This is a genomic window from Rhodococcus sp. NPDC003348, assembly GCF_053589375.1.
The window spans coordinates 158,887-173,725 of record NZ_JBSFRT010000004.1; the positions used below are offsets into that span (position 1 = coordinate 158,887).

Annotated in this window: 15 protein-coding genes; 6 read left to right on the top strand and 9 right to left on the bottom strand. The window is 70.7% G+C overall.

What is annotated here, in order from left to right:
• The first annotated feature begins 34 nt into the window (after positions 1-34).
• From ACWDU4_RS04240 to ACWDU4_RS04255, 4 genes are all read left to right on the top strand, one after another.
• Entirely contained in the window at positions 35-1,552 is a 1,518-nt protein-coding gene (locus ACWDU4_RS04240; RefSeq protein WP_450112602.1) for a class I adenylate-forming enzyme family protein, read from the top strand.
• 4 nt (positions 1,553-1,556) lie between these two features.
• Positions 1,557-2,414 (top strand): enoyl-CoA hydratase-related protein, encoded by an 858-nt coding sequence (locus tag ACWDU4_RS04245; protein ID WP_450112603.1) that lies wholly within the window; start codon positions 1,557-1,559, stop codon positions 2,412-2,414.
• Between the two features lie 74 nt (positions 2,415-2,488).
• Entirely contained in the window at positions 2,489-3,121 is a 633-nt protein-coding gene (locus ACWDU4_RS04250) for a TetR/AcrR family transcriptional regulator (RefSeq protein WP_450112604.1), read from the top strand.
• A gap of 107 nt (positions 3,122-3,228) precedes the next feature.
• The gene (locus ACWDU4_RS04255; RefSeq protein ID WP_450112605.1) at positions 3,229-4,215 is read left to right on the top strand and encodes an NAD(P)H-dependent flavin oxidoreductase; all 987 of its coding nucleotides are present in this window, start codon (positions 3,229-3,231) and stop codon (positions 4,213-4,215) included.
• 87 nt (positions 4,216-4,302) lie between these two features.
• Here ACWDU4_RS04255 and ACWDU4_RS04260 read toward each other — a convergent pair whose 3' ends face one another.
• The 6 genes from ACWDU4_RS04260 to ACWDU4_RS04285 all read right to left on the bottom strand — a co-directional run bounded on the left by ACWDU4_RS04260 (position 4,303) and on the right by ACWDU4_RS04285 (position 10,023).
• On the bottom strand, positions 4,303-5,460 hold the full coding sequence (locus ACWDU4_RS04260; protein WP_450112606.1) for an acyl-CoA dehydrogenase family protein: 1,158 nt from the start codon (positions 5,458-5,460) through the stop codon (positions 4,303-4,305).
• A gap of 21 nt (positions 5,461-5,481) precedes the next feature.
• Positions 5,482-6,483 carry an NAD(P)H-dependent flavin oxidoreductase gene (locus ACWDU4_RS04265; RefSeq protein ID WP_450112607.1) on the bottom strand — a complete coding sequence of 334 codons (1,002 nt, stop codon included), beginning with the start codon at positions 6,481-6,483 and terminating at the stop codon, positions 5,482-5,484.
• A gap of 25 nt (positions 6,484-6,508) precedes the next feature.
• The gene (locus ACWDU4_RS04270) at positions 6,509-7,129 is read right to left on the bottom strand and encodes a TetR/AcrR family transcriptional regulator (RefSeq protein WP_450112608.1); all 621 of its coding nucleotides are present in this window, start codon (positions 7,127-7,129) and stop codon (positions 6,509-6,511) included.
• A gap of 26 nt (positions 7,130-7,155) precedes the next feature.
• The gene (locus ACWDU4_RS04275; protein ID WP_450112609.1) at positions 7,156-7,917 is read right to left on the bottom strand and encodes a 3-hydroxyacyl-CoA dehydrogenase; all 762 of its coding nucleotides are present in this window, start codon (positions 7,915-7,917) and stop codon (positions 7,156-7,158) included.
• Between the two features lie 28 nt (positions 7,918-7,945).
• Positions 7,946-9,139, bottom strand: coding sequence for a thiolase family protein (locus ACWDU4_RS04280; protein WP_450112610.1), 1,194 nt, complete (start codon positions 9,137-9,139; stop codon positions 7,946-7,948).
• A gap of 80 nt (positions 9,140-9,219) precedes the next feature.
• Positions 9,220-10,023 carry a crotonase/enoyl-CoA hydratase family protein gene (locus ACWDU4_RS04285; RefSeq protein ID WP_450112611.1) on the bottom strand — a complete coding sequence of 268 codons (804 nt, stop codon included), beginning with the start codon at positions 10,021-10,023 and terminating at the stop codon, positions 9,220-9,222.
• A 171-nt stretch (positions 10,024-10,194) separates the two neighbouring features.
• Here ACWDU4_RS04285 and ACWDU4_RS04290 point away from each other — a divergent pair, with 171 nt between their 5' ends.
• Both ACWDU4_RS04290 and ACWDU4_RS04295 read left to right on the top strand, forming a co-directional pair.
• The gene (locus ACWDU4_RS04290; protein ID WP_450112612.1) at positions 10,195-11,163 is read left to right on the top strand and encodes an NADPH:quinone oxidoreductase family protein; all 969 of its coding nucleotides are present in this window, start codon (positions 10,195-10,197) and stop codon (positions 11,161-11,163) included.
• 20 nt (positions 11,164-11,183) lie between these two features.
• Positions 11,184-11,969, top strand: a complete 786-nt coding sequence (locus ACWDU4_RS04295) for an enoyl-CoA hydratase (protein ID WP_450112613.1) — start codon at positions 11,184-11,186, stop codon at positions 11,967-11,969.
• A 120-nt stretch (positions 11,970-12,089) separates the two neighbouring features.
• Here ACWDU4_RS04295 and ACWDU4_RS04300 read toward each other — a convergent pair whose 3' ends face one another.
• The 3 genes from ACWDU4_RS04300 to ACWDU4_RS04310 form a co-directional block, all read right to left on the bottom strand.
• Entirely contained in the window at positions 12,090-12,725 is a 636-nt protein-coding gene (locus ACWDU4_RS04300; RefSeq protein ID WP_450112614.1) for a TetR/AcrR family transcriptional regulator, read from the bottom strand.
• An 85-nt stretch (positions 12,726-12,810) separates the two neighbouring features.
• Complete coding sequence (locus ACWDU4_RS04305; protein WP_450112615.1) at positions 12,811-13,611, bottom strand: ESX secretion-associated protein EspG; 801 nt, start codon at positions 13,609-13,611, stop codon at positions 12,811-12,813.
• On the bottom strand, positions 13,608-14,810 hold the full coding sequence (locus ACWDU4_RS04310) for a PPE domain-containing protein (RefSeq protein ID WP_450112616.1): 1,203 nt from the start codon (positions 14,808-14,810) through the stop codon (positions 13,608-13,610). Before ACWDU4_RS04310 ends, ACWDU4_RS04305 begins: the two co-directional genes overlap by 4 nt.
• Between the last annotated feature and the right edge of the window lie 29 nt (positions 14,811-14,839).

Below are 14,839 nucleotides of genomic sequence, written 5' to 3' on the forward strand. Positions count from 1 at the left end.
ACACCCTCACGAATCTCGACTGGAGAAGGACGACATGGCAGCCACGATCGGATCTGCACTGCACTGGTGGGCCGACACCAAGGGAGATCAGCGGGCGCTGATCGTCGACGACGAGGCGCTGACCTACCGGCAGCTGCAGGACTGGTCGAGCCGGGTGGCACGCCGGATCGCCGACGCCGGGATCGCGCCCGGCGATCGGGTGGGCGTCCTCGGACCGAACACGCTGACCTGGCCGGTACTCGCGCTCGGCGTGATCAAGGCCGGCGCCGTCCTGGTGCCGCTCAACCCGCGGCTCAAGCCGGCGGAACTGCGCAAGGTACTCGACGATTCGGGTGCGGCGATGACGATCGCGCCCAGCGAGTTCGCCGAGCAGATCGAGCAGACCCGGGCACTGGGAGGCGACTTCCAGGCCCTGTCGTTCGACGACTTCACCGGACTGCGCGACAGCGACCGCGACGACTTCCGCATCGACCGCGGGTACGACGAACCGGTCGCCATCCTCTTCACCAGCGGCTCGACCGGGCTGTCCAAGGGCGTCGTCTGCACCAACAAGACGCTGCTCAACATCGTCTTCGAGGCCACCCTCACCGAAGAGGGATTCCGTCCCGGCGGAACGTCGTTGCTGCTGCTTCCGCTCGTGTTCACACCCGGCCTCGTGTGGGGCCTGGTGATGTCGGTGGTGCTCGGAAACACCCTGGTGATCGAGAAGGAACTCAACCCCGGGCGTGCGGCGAAGCTGCTGGGTGAGCATCGGGTGAACGCCCTGTTCGGCGTGCCCCTGGTGTTCGAGGCGATCTCGCGCACGCCGGAGTTCGACGCCGCCGACATGTCGTCGCTGCGCACCGCGATCGTCGGCGGCGCCGCCGTCGCACCCGCGCTCCTGAAGTCGTGGGCGGACAAGGGTGTTCAGCTGCGTCAGATCTACGGCATGACCGAAGCCGGTGGCGTCGCGACCGCCACCACCCGGGAAGAGGCGTTCACGCATCCCGACACATGCGGGACGGGCTCGATCTTCACCGAGCTCAAGGTGGTTCGGCCCGACGGCACCCCCGCCGACCCGGGGGAGGAGGGCGAGATCGTGCTCCGCGGCCCCGGCGTGACTCCCGGGTACTGGAACGACGACGAGTCCACCGCGCAGGCCCTGCGCGACGGCTGGCTGCACAGCGGCGACCTCGGCACGCTCGACGACGGTGGCCGCGTGAAGTTCGTCGATCGGATGAAGGACCTCATCATCACCGGAGGCATCAACATCTCGCCGGTCGAGATCGAACGGGTGATCGGTGGCATCGACGGTGTCGAGGAGGTCGCGGTGATCGCCGCGGCCGACGAGCGGTTCGGCGAGACCCCGGCCGCCATCGTCACCGTCAGCGGCGACGTCGACGCCGCCGCGATCGTGGCCCACTGCGACGAGGTGGTGGCCGACTACAAGGTGCCCCGGTACGTCGTGATCCGGGACGAACCGCTGCCCCGGCTGCCCAGCGGGAAGCTGTCCAAGACCGCGATCCGTTCCGAATACCGTGACGTGGCGGAGCGATTCAGCAAGGTGCGTTGAGACGATGAGTGACGAAGGCGCGGTGACCGGCGGCCCGGTGGTGGTCGAGCGGGACGGGGAGATCGCGATCGTGCGGTTGCACCGGCCCGATCGACTCAACGCCTTCACCGACGAGATGTGCGAGCGCATCCTCGCGGTGATGGACGAGTGCGACGCGGACGACACCGTGCGCGCGGTGGTGCTCACCGGCACCGGGCGGGCGTTCTGCGCCGGCGCCGATCTCGCGTCCGGTGGCGACACCTTCGTCCTCGGCGACGACCCGGAGACCGGGGGCGCTCCCGCCGACCAGGGCGGGCGCGTCGCCCTGCGGCTCTATCGGTCCGCCAAGCCGGTGATCGCGGCGATCAACGGCCCCGCCGCGGGCGTCGGCGTCACGATGACGCTGCCCGCCGACGTCCGGATCGCCTCGGACACCGCACGCTTCGGGTTCGTGTTCACCCGGCGCGGCATCGTCCCGGAGGCGTGCTCGTCCTGGTTCCTGCCGCGGGTCGTCGGGATCTCCGCCGCGCTGCGGTGGACGCTCGGCGGCAAGATGGTGCCGGCTGCGGAGGCTCTCGAGCACGGCCTGGTCAGCGAGATCGTGCCCGCCGACCGGGTGCTCTCGCGCGCGATCGAGGTCGCGCGCGAGATGGTCGGTGGCACCGCGCCGGTGTCGGTCGCCCTGACCCGTCAGTTGATGTGGCGGATGCTCGGGGCGGACGGCCCGGAGTCCGCGCACCGGGCCGACTCGCTCGCGGTGTACCTGCGGGGGACCTCGGACGATGCGCGCGAGGGCGTCGAGTCCTTTCTGGAGAAGCGCGAGCCGGACTTTCCCGACCGGATTTCGACCGGATTGCCCGATCTCTTCGGCGAGTCCAGTTAGCCGTCGCCCACTCCCGCGGCGGTAACATCGTCGCGGGAGTAGGGCGCGGGGCCGTACACCTGGAGAAGGGTGACATGGCTCGACGGCGAACCGGCAGTGTCCTGAGTGAGAATCCGGAGGAGGCGCGGGGGCAGATCCTCGAGGCCGCGGAACGGACCTTCGAGCGTTACGGCGCGGCGAAAACCACGATGGACGACATCGCAAAGGAAGCCGGCGTATCCCGACCGACCGTGTACCGCTACTTCAGCGATCGCGACACCCTGATCACCGCGCTCATCGAGGTGCGCTCGCGGCGGATGTTCGGCAAGGCCCGCACCTTCCTGCGCAAGCGGAAGACGTTCGCCGACCAGATCGTCGACGGGCTGATCTATCTGGTGGACATGGGCCGCAAGGACCCGGTGGTGCGACTGATCGTCAGTCCCGAGCACATGGATCTGGCGACCGCCCTGGTCGGCAGCTCGGGCCTGGCGGCGCGCCTGACCGAGGAGATGTGGGCGCCGGTGATCGACGAGGCCCGCGATCGCGGCGAGGTGCGGGCGGACCGCACGAACGCGGAGATCTGCCAGTGGATCGCACTGGTCGAACTGATCCTCGTGGGACGGATGGACTTCGGTTCCGACGAGGACCCGGAGCATCGCCGGATGCTGACCAACTTCCTGGTCCCGGGCATTCTCACGCCCGAGGCGGCCGCCGCGGCCGGCATCTGAGCCGATCACGTGAACCTCGGTGGCCCCCTCGGCGCAAGATCGTCCTAGCGATCGCTAGGTAGCCATGGGATGCTGTGGCGACGGCAATCTTGCGCAAGGAGAGTTACATGGCACTGCCCTCGATCCTCAAGGACCGGCTGCGTCTGCCCGTGGTGGCGTCGCCGATGTTCATCGTGTCGAACCCGGACCTCGTCATCGCCCAGTGCACGTCGGGCATCGTCGGATCGTTCCCGTCGCTCAACGCCCGCCCGCAGTCGCAGTTGCGTGAGTGGCTGACGCAGATCGGCGAGGTGCTGGCGAAGCACGACGCGAACAACCCCGAGGCCCCGTCGGCGCCATACGCGGTGAACCTGATCGTGCACCGGTCCAACGACCGGCTCGACGAGGATCTCGCCACCATCGTCGAGTTCCAGGTGCCGATCGTGATCACCTCGCTCGGCGCCCGCGAGGACGTCAACGAGGCGATCCACTCGTACGGCGGAATCGTGCTGCACGACATCATCAACGACAAGTTCGCCCACAAGGCGGTCGAGAAGTGTGCGGACGGCCTGATCGCCGTCTCCGCGGGCGCGGGCGGGCACGCCGGCACCCAGTCGCCGTTCGCGTTGGTCCAGGAGATCCGGCAGTGGTTCGACGGACCGCTGCTGCTGTCGGGATCGATCGCGCACGGCCGCTCGATCCTCGCCGCCCAGGCCGCGGGTGCGGACCTCGCGTACATCGGTTCGGCGTTCATCGCCACCGAGGAGGCCAACGCGGTCGACGCCTACAAGCAGATGATCGTCGACTCCGGCGCGTCGGACATCGTGTATTCCAACCTGTTCACCGGCGTGCACGGAAACTACCTGCGCGGCAGCATCTCCGCGGCGGGCATGGACCCCGACAACCTCGCGACCTCCGACCCGTCCGCGATGGACTTCGGCACCGGCGAGTCCGACGGGACCGAGGCCGCGAAGAGCGATGCGAAGGCGTGGCGCGACATCTGGGGCGCCGGCCACGGCGTCGGCGCGGTGCAGGCCGTCGTGCCCGCCGCCGAGCTCGTCGAGCGGCTCAAGGCCGAGTACGCCGCCGCGAGGACCGCGCTCCTCGACGCCTGACCCCCTCCCTGGGTTCCCAAATGTCACATCGGCTCACTCGTGGGACACCCGATGTGACATTTGGGAACCGGCGCGGGCGGGGACTGCCTACTTGAACTCGGCGGCGATGTCGCGGCCGATGATCTCCTTCATCACCTCGGTGGTGCCGCCGTAGATCGTCTGGATCCGGGTGTCCACGTAGGCGCGGCCGATCGGGTACTCCATCATGAAGCCGTAGCCGCCGTGCAGCTGCACTCCGCGGTCCACGACACGCTTCTGCAGCTCGGTGGCCCACCACTTGGCCTTGGACGCGTCGACGGCGGTGAGTTCGCCCGCGTTGAGGGCGAGCACGCAGCGGTCGATGTGCGACTCGGTGACCTCGATCTCGGTGAGCATCTCGGCGAGCACGAAGCGGCTGTTCTGCAGGTCGCCGATCGGCTTGCCGAACGCCTTGCGCTCGAAGGCGTAGTTCTTGGTCCACTCGTAGGCGGCGCGGGCCGCGGTGACGGCGCCCACGGCGATCCCGATCCGCTCCAGCGGCAGGTTCTCCATCAGATGGATGAAACCGCGCCCCTCGGTGCCGAGCAGGTTCTCCGCCGGCACCCGCACGTTCTCGAAGACGAGTTCGGCGGTGTCCTGCGCGGCGAGGCCGACCTTGTGCAGCTTGCGGCCACGGCTGAAGCCGGGGGTGTCGCGTTCGACCACGATCAGCGAGAAGCCCTTCGACCCGGCGTTCGGATCGGTGCGGCACACGACGATCACCAGGTCGGAGTGGATGCCGTTGGTGATGAAAGTCTTCTGGCCGTTGATGACCCACTCGTCACCGTCCCGGACCGCGGTCGTCTTGACGCCCTGCAGGTCCGAGCCCGCGCCGGGCTCGGTCATCGCGATGGCGCCGATCAGCTCACCGGCGGCCATCCGCGGCAGCCAGCGATCCTTCTGTGCCGCGGTGCCGAGGTGCAGGATGTAGGGGATCGCGATGTCGTCCTGCAGGGCGAGGCTCGACCCGAACGACGTGGTCCCGGTGCGGGCGATCTCCTCGGACACGACATGCCGGAATCGGTAGTCGGTGACCCCCGAGCCGCCGAACTCCTCGGGGACGCCGAGGCCGAGGATGCCGGACTTGCCCGCGGCGACGTAGGCGGTCCGGTCGATCAACCGGTCCTCCTCCCACTGCAGGTAGTGGGGTTCGACCTCGCGGGCCAGGAACTCGCGGACGGTGCCCCGGTAGTCCTCGTGGTCGGATTCGAAGTGCTTGCGCTGCATGGTTCTTTGCTCCTCGATGGCTCAGGCGTTGACGGTGCGGGTGCCCCGGTCGCTGCCGAGCAGCCCGGCCAGGCGCTCGGAGATCAGGGACTCCGCGTCGGCGACGATCCGTTCGACGAGCTCGCCCGCGGTCGGGATGTCGTGGATGATGCCCTGCACGGTGCCGACGGTCCAGATGCCCGCCTCCGGGTCGCCGTTCTCGTACACGAGCCGGCCTCGGGCCCCGGCGACGAGTTCGCGCACGTCCTCGAACTGCCCACCGCGGCTGAGGATCTCGACCACCTCGCGGCTGACGGTGTTGCTGGCCACCCGGGCGGTGTTGCGCAGCGGACGGAAGATCAGTTCGGTGTCCGTCTCCTTCGCGGCGACGATCGCCTCCTTGATGGTGCGATGGATCGGGGACTCCTCGGTGCACATGAAGCGGGTGCCCATGTTGATGCCGTCGGCACCGAGTGCCAGCGCGGCGACCAGGCCGCGGCCGTCGCCGAAGCCGCCGGAGGCGACCATCGGGATGGTGATCTGCTCGGCCGCGGCGGCGATCAGCACCAGTCCGGGGATGTCGTCCTCGCCGGGGTGTCCCGCGCACTCGAACCCGTCGATGCTGATGCCGTCCACGCCGATGTCCTGAGCCTTCACCGCGTGCCGGACGCTGGTGCACTTGTGCAACACCTTGACGCCGGCGGCGTGGAAGTCGGGCAGGTGCGGGGCGGGGTTGGAGCCGGCGGTCTCGACGATCTTGACGCCGGACTCGATGATGACCTGCCGGTACTCGTCGTACGGGGGCGGGGTGATCGCGGGCAGGATGGTCAGGTTCACGCCGAACGGCTGGTCGGTCAGCTCGCGGGTGCGGGCGATCTCCTTCGCGAGATCGTCCGGGGTGGGCTGGGTGAGCGCGGTGATCATGCCGAGTGCGCCGGCGTTCGCCACGGCGGCAACGAGTTCGGCGCGACCGACCCACTGCATGCCGCCCTGCACGATGGGGTGGCGGACGCCGAAGGTCTCGGTGAATGCGGTGGTCAGCACGTAATTCTCCTCGCGGTGCGGGTTGTCAGGAAGCGGTGGGATGGCCGACCACGCGCAGGGCGATGGCGGTGTACCGGTCGGCGACTTCGTCCGGGGTGAGCGGTCCGTCGATCTGGAACCAGCGGGCGATGGACTGGCCCATGCCGAGGAGGGCGCGGACGGTCTCGGGGACGTCGTCGACAACGAAGACCTTCCGGCCGACACCGTCCGTCACCAGATCGAGAGCCATGAGTTCGAGCCTCTTGCGGGTCGCGGCGTAGTTGCGGCGGTTGTCCGGCGAGACGTGCCGCAGTTCGGAGTCGAGGGCGGACTGCCGGGCGCGGTGCGTCATGTTCAGCACCACTGCCTCGAAGAAGTACGTGAAGCGCAGGACCGGATCGTCACCGCCGTCGGTGACCGCGGCCACGCAGCGGTCGATCAGGTCGCGGACGGCGGTGTCGAGCAAGGCCACGAGAACCGCTTCCTTGTTCTCGTGGTGGTAGTACAGGGCGGGCACCGTCACCCCGACCCGGCGGGCCAGATCGCGGACCGTGGTGCCGTGGAAGCCGTTTTCGTGGAAAGCCTCCAGCGCGTGCTCGAGGATGGGGCCGAGCTGCATCGGCTCGAATTCCCGCCATTTGGTGGTGGTTTCGGGCGATGCAGACATCGGCCCCTCCTCTCGTCGCGTGTGGGTCAGCGCGGGGCCATGCGGATGGCGCCGTCGAGACGGATGGTCTCGCCGTTGAGCATCGGGTTCGACACGATGTGTGCGGCCAGCGCGCCGTACTCGGACGGATCGCCGAGGCGCGACGGGTGCGGCACCTGCCCGCCGAGGGACTTCTGGGCCTCCTCGGGCAGCGAGCCGAGCAGCGGGGTCTTGAACAGGCCCGGTGCGATGGTGACGACGCGGATCAGCAGCGATGCGAGGTCGCGGGCGATCGGCAGGGTCATGCCGACGACGCCGCCCTTGGAGGCGGAGTATGCGGCCTGGCCGATCTGACCGTCGAACGCGGCGACGGAGGCGGTGTTGATGATGACGCCGCGCTCGCCCTCGATGGGCTCGGTCTTCGCGATCCGCTCGGCGGCGAGGCGGAGCACGTTGAAGGTGCCGAACAGGTTGACGTCGACGACCTTCTTGAAGGCGTCGAGCGGGAACGCGCCCTGCTTGTTCACCGTCTTGATGGCGTTGCCGATGCCGGCGCAGTTCACCGCGACGCGCAGCGGGCCGAGGGACTCGGCCACGTCGAGGGCCTCGGCGACCGCGGTCTCGTCGGTGACGTCGGCGGCGACGAAGCGGACCCGGTCGCCGAGCTCCTTGGCGACGGTCTCGCCGTTGGAGGACGGCAGGTCGATGATGACGACCTGGGCGCCGTCGGCGAGCAGGGCCTTGGTGGTGGCCAGGCCGAGGCCCGAGGCGCCACCGGTGACGACGGCGACGCTGTCGTTGATGATCATGCGTGTTCCTTTCGAGACGTGTTGTGGATCAGAGACGTTCGATGATGGTGGCGTTGGCCATGCCCGCGCCCTCGCACATCGTCTGGAGACCGTAGCGGCCGCCGGTGTTCTCGAGGTGGTGCAGCAGGGTGGTCAGCAGCCGGGTGCCGGACGACCCGAGCGCATGACCGAGGGCGATCGCGCCGCCGAGCGGGTTCAGCTTGGCCGGGTCGGCGCCGAACTCGTGGGCCCACGCCAGCGGCACCGGGGCGAAGGCCTCGTTGACCTCGTAGGCGTCGATGTCGTCGATGCCGAGTCCGGCCTTCGCGAGGACCTTGTGGGTGGCCGGGATCGGCGCGGTCAGCATGAACATCGGGTCGTCGCCGGCGACCGAGAACGAGTGGAAGCGCGCCCGCGGGGTCAGGCCCAGCTTGGTCGCGGCCTCCTCGCTCATGATCAGCACCGCGGAGGCGCCGTCGGTCAGCGGAGAGGAGTTGCCGGGGGTGATCTGCCAGGGGGCCTCGGGGAAGCGCTCGGCGAAGGCGTCGGTGCGGAAGGACGGCTTGAGCCCGCCAAGGCCCTCGGCGGTGGTCGACGCGCGGACCGTCTCGTCGACGGTGTGCGAGACGGTCTCGCCGGCGGCGTTGGTCACGTCGATCGGCAGGATCTCGCGGTCGAAGGCTCCGGAGGCGATCGCGGCCGCCGCACGCTGGTGCGACTGCGCGGAGAAGGCGTCGAGCGTGTCCCGGTCGAACTTCCACTTGGCGGAGATCAGCTCCGCCGAGATGCCCTGGTGGACGAGGCCTTCCGGGTACCGGGCGGCGATGGACGGGCCGTGGATGTCCTGACCCATCGGGGAGGTACCCATCGGGATGCGGCTCATCGACTCGACACCGCACGCGATGACGATGTCGTAGGCGCCGGCGATGACGCCCTGCGCGGCGAAGTGCGCGGCCTGCTGGCTCGACCCGCACTGCCGGTCGATGGTGGTGGCGGGCACCGAGTCCGGGAACCCGGCCGCGAGCAGCGCGGTCCGGGAGATGTTCAGCGCCTGCTCGCCGACCTGCTGTACGCAGCCGCCGATCACGTCGTCGACGAGGGCGGGGTCGAGGTTGTTGCGTTCGGTGATCGCGCGGAGCACGTGCGCGAGCAGCTCGACGGGATGCGTGCCGGACAGCGCGCCGCCCATCTTGCCCTTGCCGGAGGCGAGGCGGACGGCGTCGACGATGACTGCGTTCGTCATGGTGTTGGTGCCTTTCGTGGGGGTTTGGCGGTCCGGCGCCCCGGAGGGGGTCGACAGGGCACCGGACCGTGATCGTGGGGTTAGCGGCCCTGCCAGACCGGGGCGCGCTTCTCGGCGAAGGCCTTCGGGCCTTCCTGCGCGTCGGCGCTGGTGAAGACGACCTTGAGGGCCTTGAGGTTCTCCTGCCAGACACCGGCTTCCCAGTCGGCGCCGGTCGCGGTGTTGTGGATCATGGCCTTCGACTCGCGGACTGCCAGCGGCGCGTTACCCGCGATCGTCTCGGCCAGCTCGAGGGCGAGGTCCAGCGCGGTGCCGGCCGGGGCGACCCGGTTGACCAGCCCGAGTTCCTTGCCCTGCGCGGCGGTGATCGGTTCGCCGGTCAGCGCCAGCTCGAGGGCAACCTTCTTCGGGATCTGCTGCTGCAGGCGGATGACGCCACCGGCCGCGGCGAACAGGCCGCGCTTGACCTCGGGCAGGCCCAGCTGCGCGTTCTCGTCGACCACGGCCAGATCGCTGGCGAGGACGAGTTCGGTGCCGCCACCGAGGGCGAAACCGTTCACCGCCGCGATGGTCGGCTTGCTCACCCAGTGCTGGGCGTAGCCGGCGAAACCCCACTCCGGGTGGCCGTCGGCGTCGAGGGACTGGCCGGAGCCGAGCGCCTTCAGGTCCGCGCCCGCGCAGAAGGCGCGGCCCGAACCGGTGATCACGATGACCCGCACCTCGTCGTCGGCCTCGGCCTGCTCGAGCAGGGTGCCGACCGCCGTGGACAGTGCCGCGTTGACCGCGTTCATCGCGCGCGGGCGGTTCAGCGTGATGAGCGCGACGTTGCCGCGCCGCTCGTACAGCGCCGCGGGCTCGGGCGCAGTGGTCGACTCGTCGGCCATGGGTTGCTCCTCGGTTGGATCGAACGGGATTACTGAACGCTCGCTAAGACACCTATCACGGGACCCTCGGGCCGGTCAATGGGTCCCGTTAGCTAGCGACCGCTCAGTGAGGTCTGGTACTGATGAAAACGGCCGCGGCGTGCGGCCGAACCGAGCAACCAGGGAGACGGCATGCGGGCAGTGCAGGTGGTCGAGGCGATCGGACCGGACGGCCTCCGCGTCGTCGACATCCCCGAACCGGATCCGGCCGGCCTGGTCGTCGTCGACCTCGAAGCCGCCGGCGTCTCCTTCCCCGACCTGCTGCAGACGTCGGGCGGCTACCAGGTGGTCCGCCCGACCCCGTTCGTCCCCGGCGTCGAAGGCGCGGGAATCGTGCGGGAAGCCCCCGCCGACAGCGGATTTCACGTCGGTGAACGCGTGGTCGCGCTGGCGCTGGGTGGCGCGTGGCAGGGGACCGTCGCCGTCCCGGCGTCGATCGTGTTCCGGTTGCCGGACACCGTGTCGCTGACCGCGGGCGCCGGGTTCCTGATGAACTACCTCACCGCACACTTCGCCCTCACCGAACGCGCCCGGTACCGGGCCGGCGAGACGGTCCTCGTGCACGGCGCCGCCGGCGGCCTCGGGACGGCGTGCCTGCAGGTCGCGGCCGCCCTCGGCCTGGACACCATCGCGGTCGTGAGCACCGAGGAGAAGGCGCGGGTCGCCGCCGCCAACCGCGCCACCCACACCGTGCTCGCCGACGGATTCAAGGACTCGGTCGCCGAGATCACCGCAGGCCGCGGCGTCGACATCGTCCTCGACCCGGTCGGCGGCGATCGCTTCCTCGACAGCCTGCGCAGCCTGGCCACGAACGGCAGGCACGTCGTCCTCGGCTTCACCGGCGGCGAGATCCCCACCGTCAAGGTGAACCGGTTGCTGCTCAAGAACATCGCGGTGCTCGGCGCCGGATGGGGCGAGTACGTCCGCGAGGACTTCGGCTACCCGGCCCGCCAGTGGGCCGAACTCGAACCCCTCCTGGAGTCCGGCGCCCTGCAGGTCGCCGAACCGACCGTCCACCCCCTCGAGCACGCGGGCGACGCGCTGCGCAGCCTCGAATCCCGCAGCGCCACCGGCAAAGTGGCGCTCACATTCCGATCCTGACTCCCCGAGAAGGACAGATCATGAGCACCGACACCCCCGATGTCCTCGTCGACCTGACCGACGGCGTCCTGCGCATCACCATCAACCGGCCGTCCCGGATGAACGCCGTCGCCACCGAGACCCTCGCCGCCGCAGCCGACGCCCTCGAGAAGCACGCCGGTGACCGCGCGGTCCGCGTCGTCGTCCTCACCGGCGCCGGCCGGGCGTTCTGCACCGGAGCCGACCTGTCCACCATCGACGACCTGACCGGCCCGCCCGACAGCGCCACCATCGACGCCGCCAACCGGCTCGTCGCCGCGCTGCGCGCGTTCCCGCGCCCGGTCGTCGCCGCCGTCAACGGCCCGGCCGCCGGGGTCGGGGTCTCGCTCGCCCTCGGCGCGGACCTCACCGTCGCCACCGAGTCGAGCTACCTGCTGCTCGCATTCACCAAGATCGGCCTGATGCCCGACGGTGGTGCGACCGCTCTCGTCGCGGCGTCCATCGGGCGGGCCCGCGCACTGAAGATGGCGCTGCTCGCCGAGCGGCTGCCCGCGACCGACGCGCTCGACGCGGGCCTGATCGCCCGGGTGTATCCCGATGCCACGTTCGCCGCCGACGTCGAGGCGCTCGTCCGGGGCCTCGTCGACGGACCGTCGGATGCCTTCGCGGCCACCAAGACCGCGATCAACGACGCCACCCTCGGCCAGCTCGACCCGGCGTTCGCCCGCGAGCGCAGCGGTCAGCTCGAACTGCTCGCCGCCGCCGACTTCGCGGAGGGCGTCGACGCGTTCCTGAACAAGCGGCCTGCGGTCTTCGGCCAAGGCTGACCGTCTTCGTCCGCTCGCTCCACCGCCACACCGTCGCGGGTGGAGGTGCCCCTCGTCCGGTTGGGCCGAGCGAAGGTGCCCTTCATCCACACGGGGTGGGGCGGTGTGGCGTGGGAACGTTCACCTCGGCTTTGCCCCAACGGTTTTCATCGCGATCGCCACGTACTTCTTCGCGACCTCTTCGGGGGACAGGGTGCCTTCCGCGTGGTACCAGCGGGGGATGGACTGGCACATGCCGAGCAGCGCGCGGGTGGTCTCGGCGGGGTCCTCGACGTCGAAATCCCCACTGGCCGTACCGTCCTGGACGATCCCGAGCACGACCTCCTCGATGCCCTTGCGCACCGCGCGGTACCGCTGCCGGTTCTCCGTGCTCAGGTACCGCACCTCGCCCTCGAGCGACGCGAGCCGCGAACGCGTCGTCATCCGCAACACGATCGCCTCGATGACGTTCGCGAGCCGCTGCACCGGATCGTCGCCGCCGTCGGCGTCCGCGGCGTGCGCCCGCGCCAGCACGTCCGCCGTCGACAACTCGAGCAGGGCGATCAGCAGCCCCTCCTTGCTGTCGTGGTGGTAGTACAGCGCGGGCACCGTCACCCCGACCCGGCGGGCCACCTCGCGCACCGTCGTCCCGTGGTAGCCGAGTTCGTAGAACGCGTCGAGCGACGCCGACAGGATCGGGGTCAGCTCGACGTCCTTCAGTCGACGCCAGTCGCCGGCCGTCTCGTCTGGAGCCGGTTCCTCGACGGGTTCACCCATTGCCCTACCAAACGTCTCGATCGCCAGAATGTCACTGCAAAGGGTACCGGTCACCCGACAGCGCCCCGTCGAACACAGTGGCCCGTCAGACCGATTCGGCAGCACCCGCCGCGTCGAGCAGTTCCCGCACCGCCTGCCGGACCCGCGCATCCCCGCCCGGGCCGAGCGTGCACCACGCGGCTCCGTCCGCGGCCGCGCTCGTGGTGCCGACGATCCGGCCGTCGCCGGTGTCGAACACCGTCACCGGGCCGGACGTGCCCGTCCGGCCCTCCCGGTGCGTGAGCGCGACGATCTCCGCGTGCGCCCGGCACGAGCCGAGCGCGTGCGCGAGCCGGTCGGCGTCCCGCTCCGCCACGCCGAGGGACATCAACCGGCGCGCGACCGCGGGAGGGTCGGTGACATCGTGCAGGGCCGCCGCCAGCGGTTCGGTCGGCGCGCTGACCGAACCGACGTCGAGCCCGCCGCCGCGGCCGATCACGTCGAGCACCAGGTCTGGTTCGGCGGTACCGACGTCCGCCAGCACGTAGGTGTCCGCCGCTCGCAGCGCCAGCACCACCCCGGCAGGGCCCTGGGCCAGACACATCCGGGACACGGCGCCGTCGCCGGGGTACCAGCGCAGGGCGAGCTCGACGGTCGGGCGGGCGAGCACCGCCAGTCGATCGACGATCCCCGGGTGCGGATAGTCACCGCGCAGCAGCCCCCGCGCCTGCAAGGACTCACGAGCCGCGGCGAACGCCACATCGCGGGCCGCGACCGTGTCGAACCGGGACGCCGCGGCGAGCACCACCGGCAGTTCGTCGACCCCGAGCAGGTGCAGCAGCAGGTCGATTTCGTCGCCGCTCAGCGTCACCGACCCCAGCCGGCCGCCGATCAAGGGCGTGGTCACCGGTCGCCGCCGATCACCGACGGGATCACCACCCGGCCGTCCTCGAAGTGCTCGAAGCTCTTCAGGTATCCCGGCGTCCGGTGCTCCTCGTCCTCGGCGCCCTGCGACGCACCCGCACCGAGCGGGGCACCGAGGTGCCCGGGCCGGGCCGCGGCCGCGGCCTCCACCCGGGCGACGGGCGCCGGTTCGAGCCCGGGGACTGCGCCCATCGCGGCCCCGCGGCCCGCGATTCCCGAGCCGCCGGTGCCGGTGGCGCCGCCCCAGCCCTCCGGCAGGGTGATCCGCGGGGCACCCGCAGGCCCGCCGCGTCCGGGACCGCCGGAGTACCCCGCCGCGCCGACGGTCCGGGCGGATCCGCCGGCTCGAGCCTCCGGGGCGGCACCCGTCACCGTCGGGGCGCCCGCATCGCCGAACCGGCTGCCACCGATCGCAGCCGCCGCCGGGGCCAGCGCCGACGCCGCCCCCGCGACCGTGCTCACCCCGGTCCCGGCGATCGCCCCGACCTGTGATGCCGCGGCCACCACCGTCGGGCTCTGCGCCTGCGCGAGCACCGTGCCGAGCGCGGCCTGCGCGGCCTGCGCCGGGTTGACCGCGAAGTCGGACAGCAGGGTGTTCTGGGGAACGGGAGCAACGGGCGCGTCCGGCGGCGCCGCGCCGCCCGCGTTCGCCAGCGGCGGTGGGGGACTGAAGCCCTGCTGCACCGAGACGATGCTCGACGCCGACTCGTACGCCTCCATCACCAGCGCCGCCCGCAGGTCCATCGCCTTGTCTGCGGCCTCGGCGGCCGCGCCGGCGCCGGCCAGCGAACCACCGACGGTGTGGGCGGCGACGGTCGCGGCCTTGACCGCGGCGATCTCGGCGAGGCTCGGCATCGTGGCCCGCGCGATGGTGTGCGCGGCGGCCTCGACGCCTGCCTTCGCGGCGGTCGCGGTGGCCACCGCGGCGGCCTGCTCCGTCCACGTCAGGAACGGGGCGAGCTTCGCGAGCGCCGCGTCGGATGCGACCCCCTCCCAGCCGACCCGCAGTTCCGTCATCACCTTCGTGACGGTGGCGGTGGCGTCGGTCAGGCCGGTCGCGACGGCGGACCAAGCGGTGCCCGCGGCCGCGAACCCGGCCGGTCCGATGCCCGCGTTCAGCGCGGTCGAGTTCCAGGTGGCACCCCGGGGGAACCAGACGACGCCGGTGAAGCCCAGTGTCATTTCGTGCTCCTTCCTACGGTCGGATCGGC

Excerpts from the sequence above, each read along its gene's own strand:
- ACWDU4_RS04240 (WP_450112602.1), top strand. The coding sequence starts at position 35 with ATGGCAGCCACGATCGGATCTGCACTGCACTGGTGGGCCGACACCAAG.
- ACWDU4_RS04245 (WP_450112603.1), top strand. The coding sequence starts at position 1,557 with ATGAGTGACGAAGGCGCGGTGACCGGCGGCCCGGTGGTGGTCGAGCGG.
- ACWDU4_RS04250 (WP_450112604.1), top strand. The coding sequence starts at position 2,489 with ATGGCTCGACGGCGAACCGGCAGTGTCCTGAGTGAGAATCCGGAGGAG.
- ACWDU4_RS04255 (WP_450112605.1), top strand. The coding sequence starts at position 3,229 with ATGGCACTGCCCTCGATCCTCAAGGACCGGCTGCGTCTGCCCGTGGTG.
- ACWDU4_RS04260 (WP_450112606.1), bottom strand. The coding sequence starts at position 5,460 with ATGCAGCGCAAGCACTTCGAATCCGACCACGAGGACTACCGGGGCACC.
- ACWDU4_RS04270 (WP_450112608.1), bottom strand. The coding sequence starts at position 7,129 with ATGTCTGCATCGCCCGAAACCACCACCAAATGGCGGGAATTCGAGCCG.
- ACWDU4_RS04275 (WP_450112609.1), bottom strand. The coding sequence starts at position 7,917 with ATGATCATCAACGACAGCGTCGCCGTCGTCACCGGTGGCGCCTCGGGC.
- ACWDU4_RS04280 (WP_450112610.1), bottom strand. The coding sequence starts at position 9,139 with ATGACGAACGCAGTCATCGTCGACGCCGTCCGCCTCGCCTCCGGCAAG.
- ACWDU4_RS04285 (WP_450112611.1), bottom strand. The coding sequence starts at position 10,023 with ATGGCCGACGAGTCGACCACTGCGCCCGAGCCCGCGGCGCTGTACGAG.
- ACWDU4_RS04290 (WP_450112612.1), top strand. The coding sequence starts at position 10,195 with ATGCGGGCAGTGCAGGTGGTCGAGGCGATCGGACCGGACGGCCTCCGC.
- ACWDU4_RS04295 (WP_450112613.1), top strand. The coding sequence starts at position 11,184 with ATGAGCACCGACACCCCCGATGTCCTCGTCGACCTGACCGACGGCGTC.
- ACWDU4_RS04300 (WP_450112614.1), bottom strand. The coding sequence starts at position 12,725 with ATGGGTGAACCCGTCGAGGAACCGGCTCCAGACGAGACGGCCGGCGAC.
- ACWDU4_RS04310 (WP_450112616.1), bottom strand. The coding sequence starts at position 14,810 with ATGACACTGGGCTTCACCGGCGTCGTCTGGTTCCCCCGGGGTGCCACC.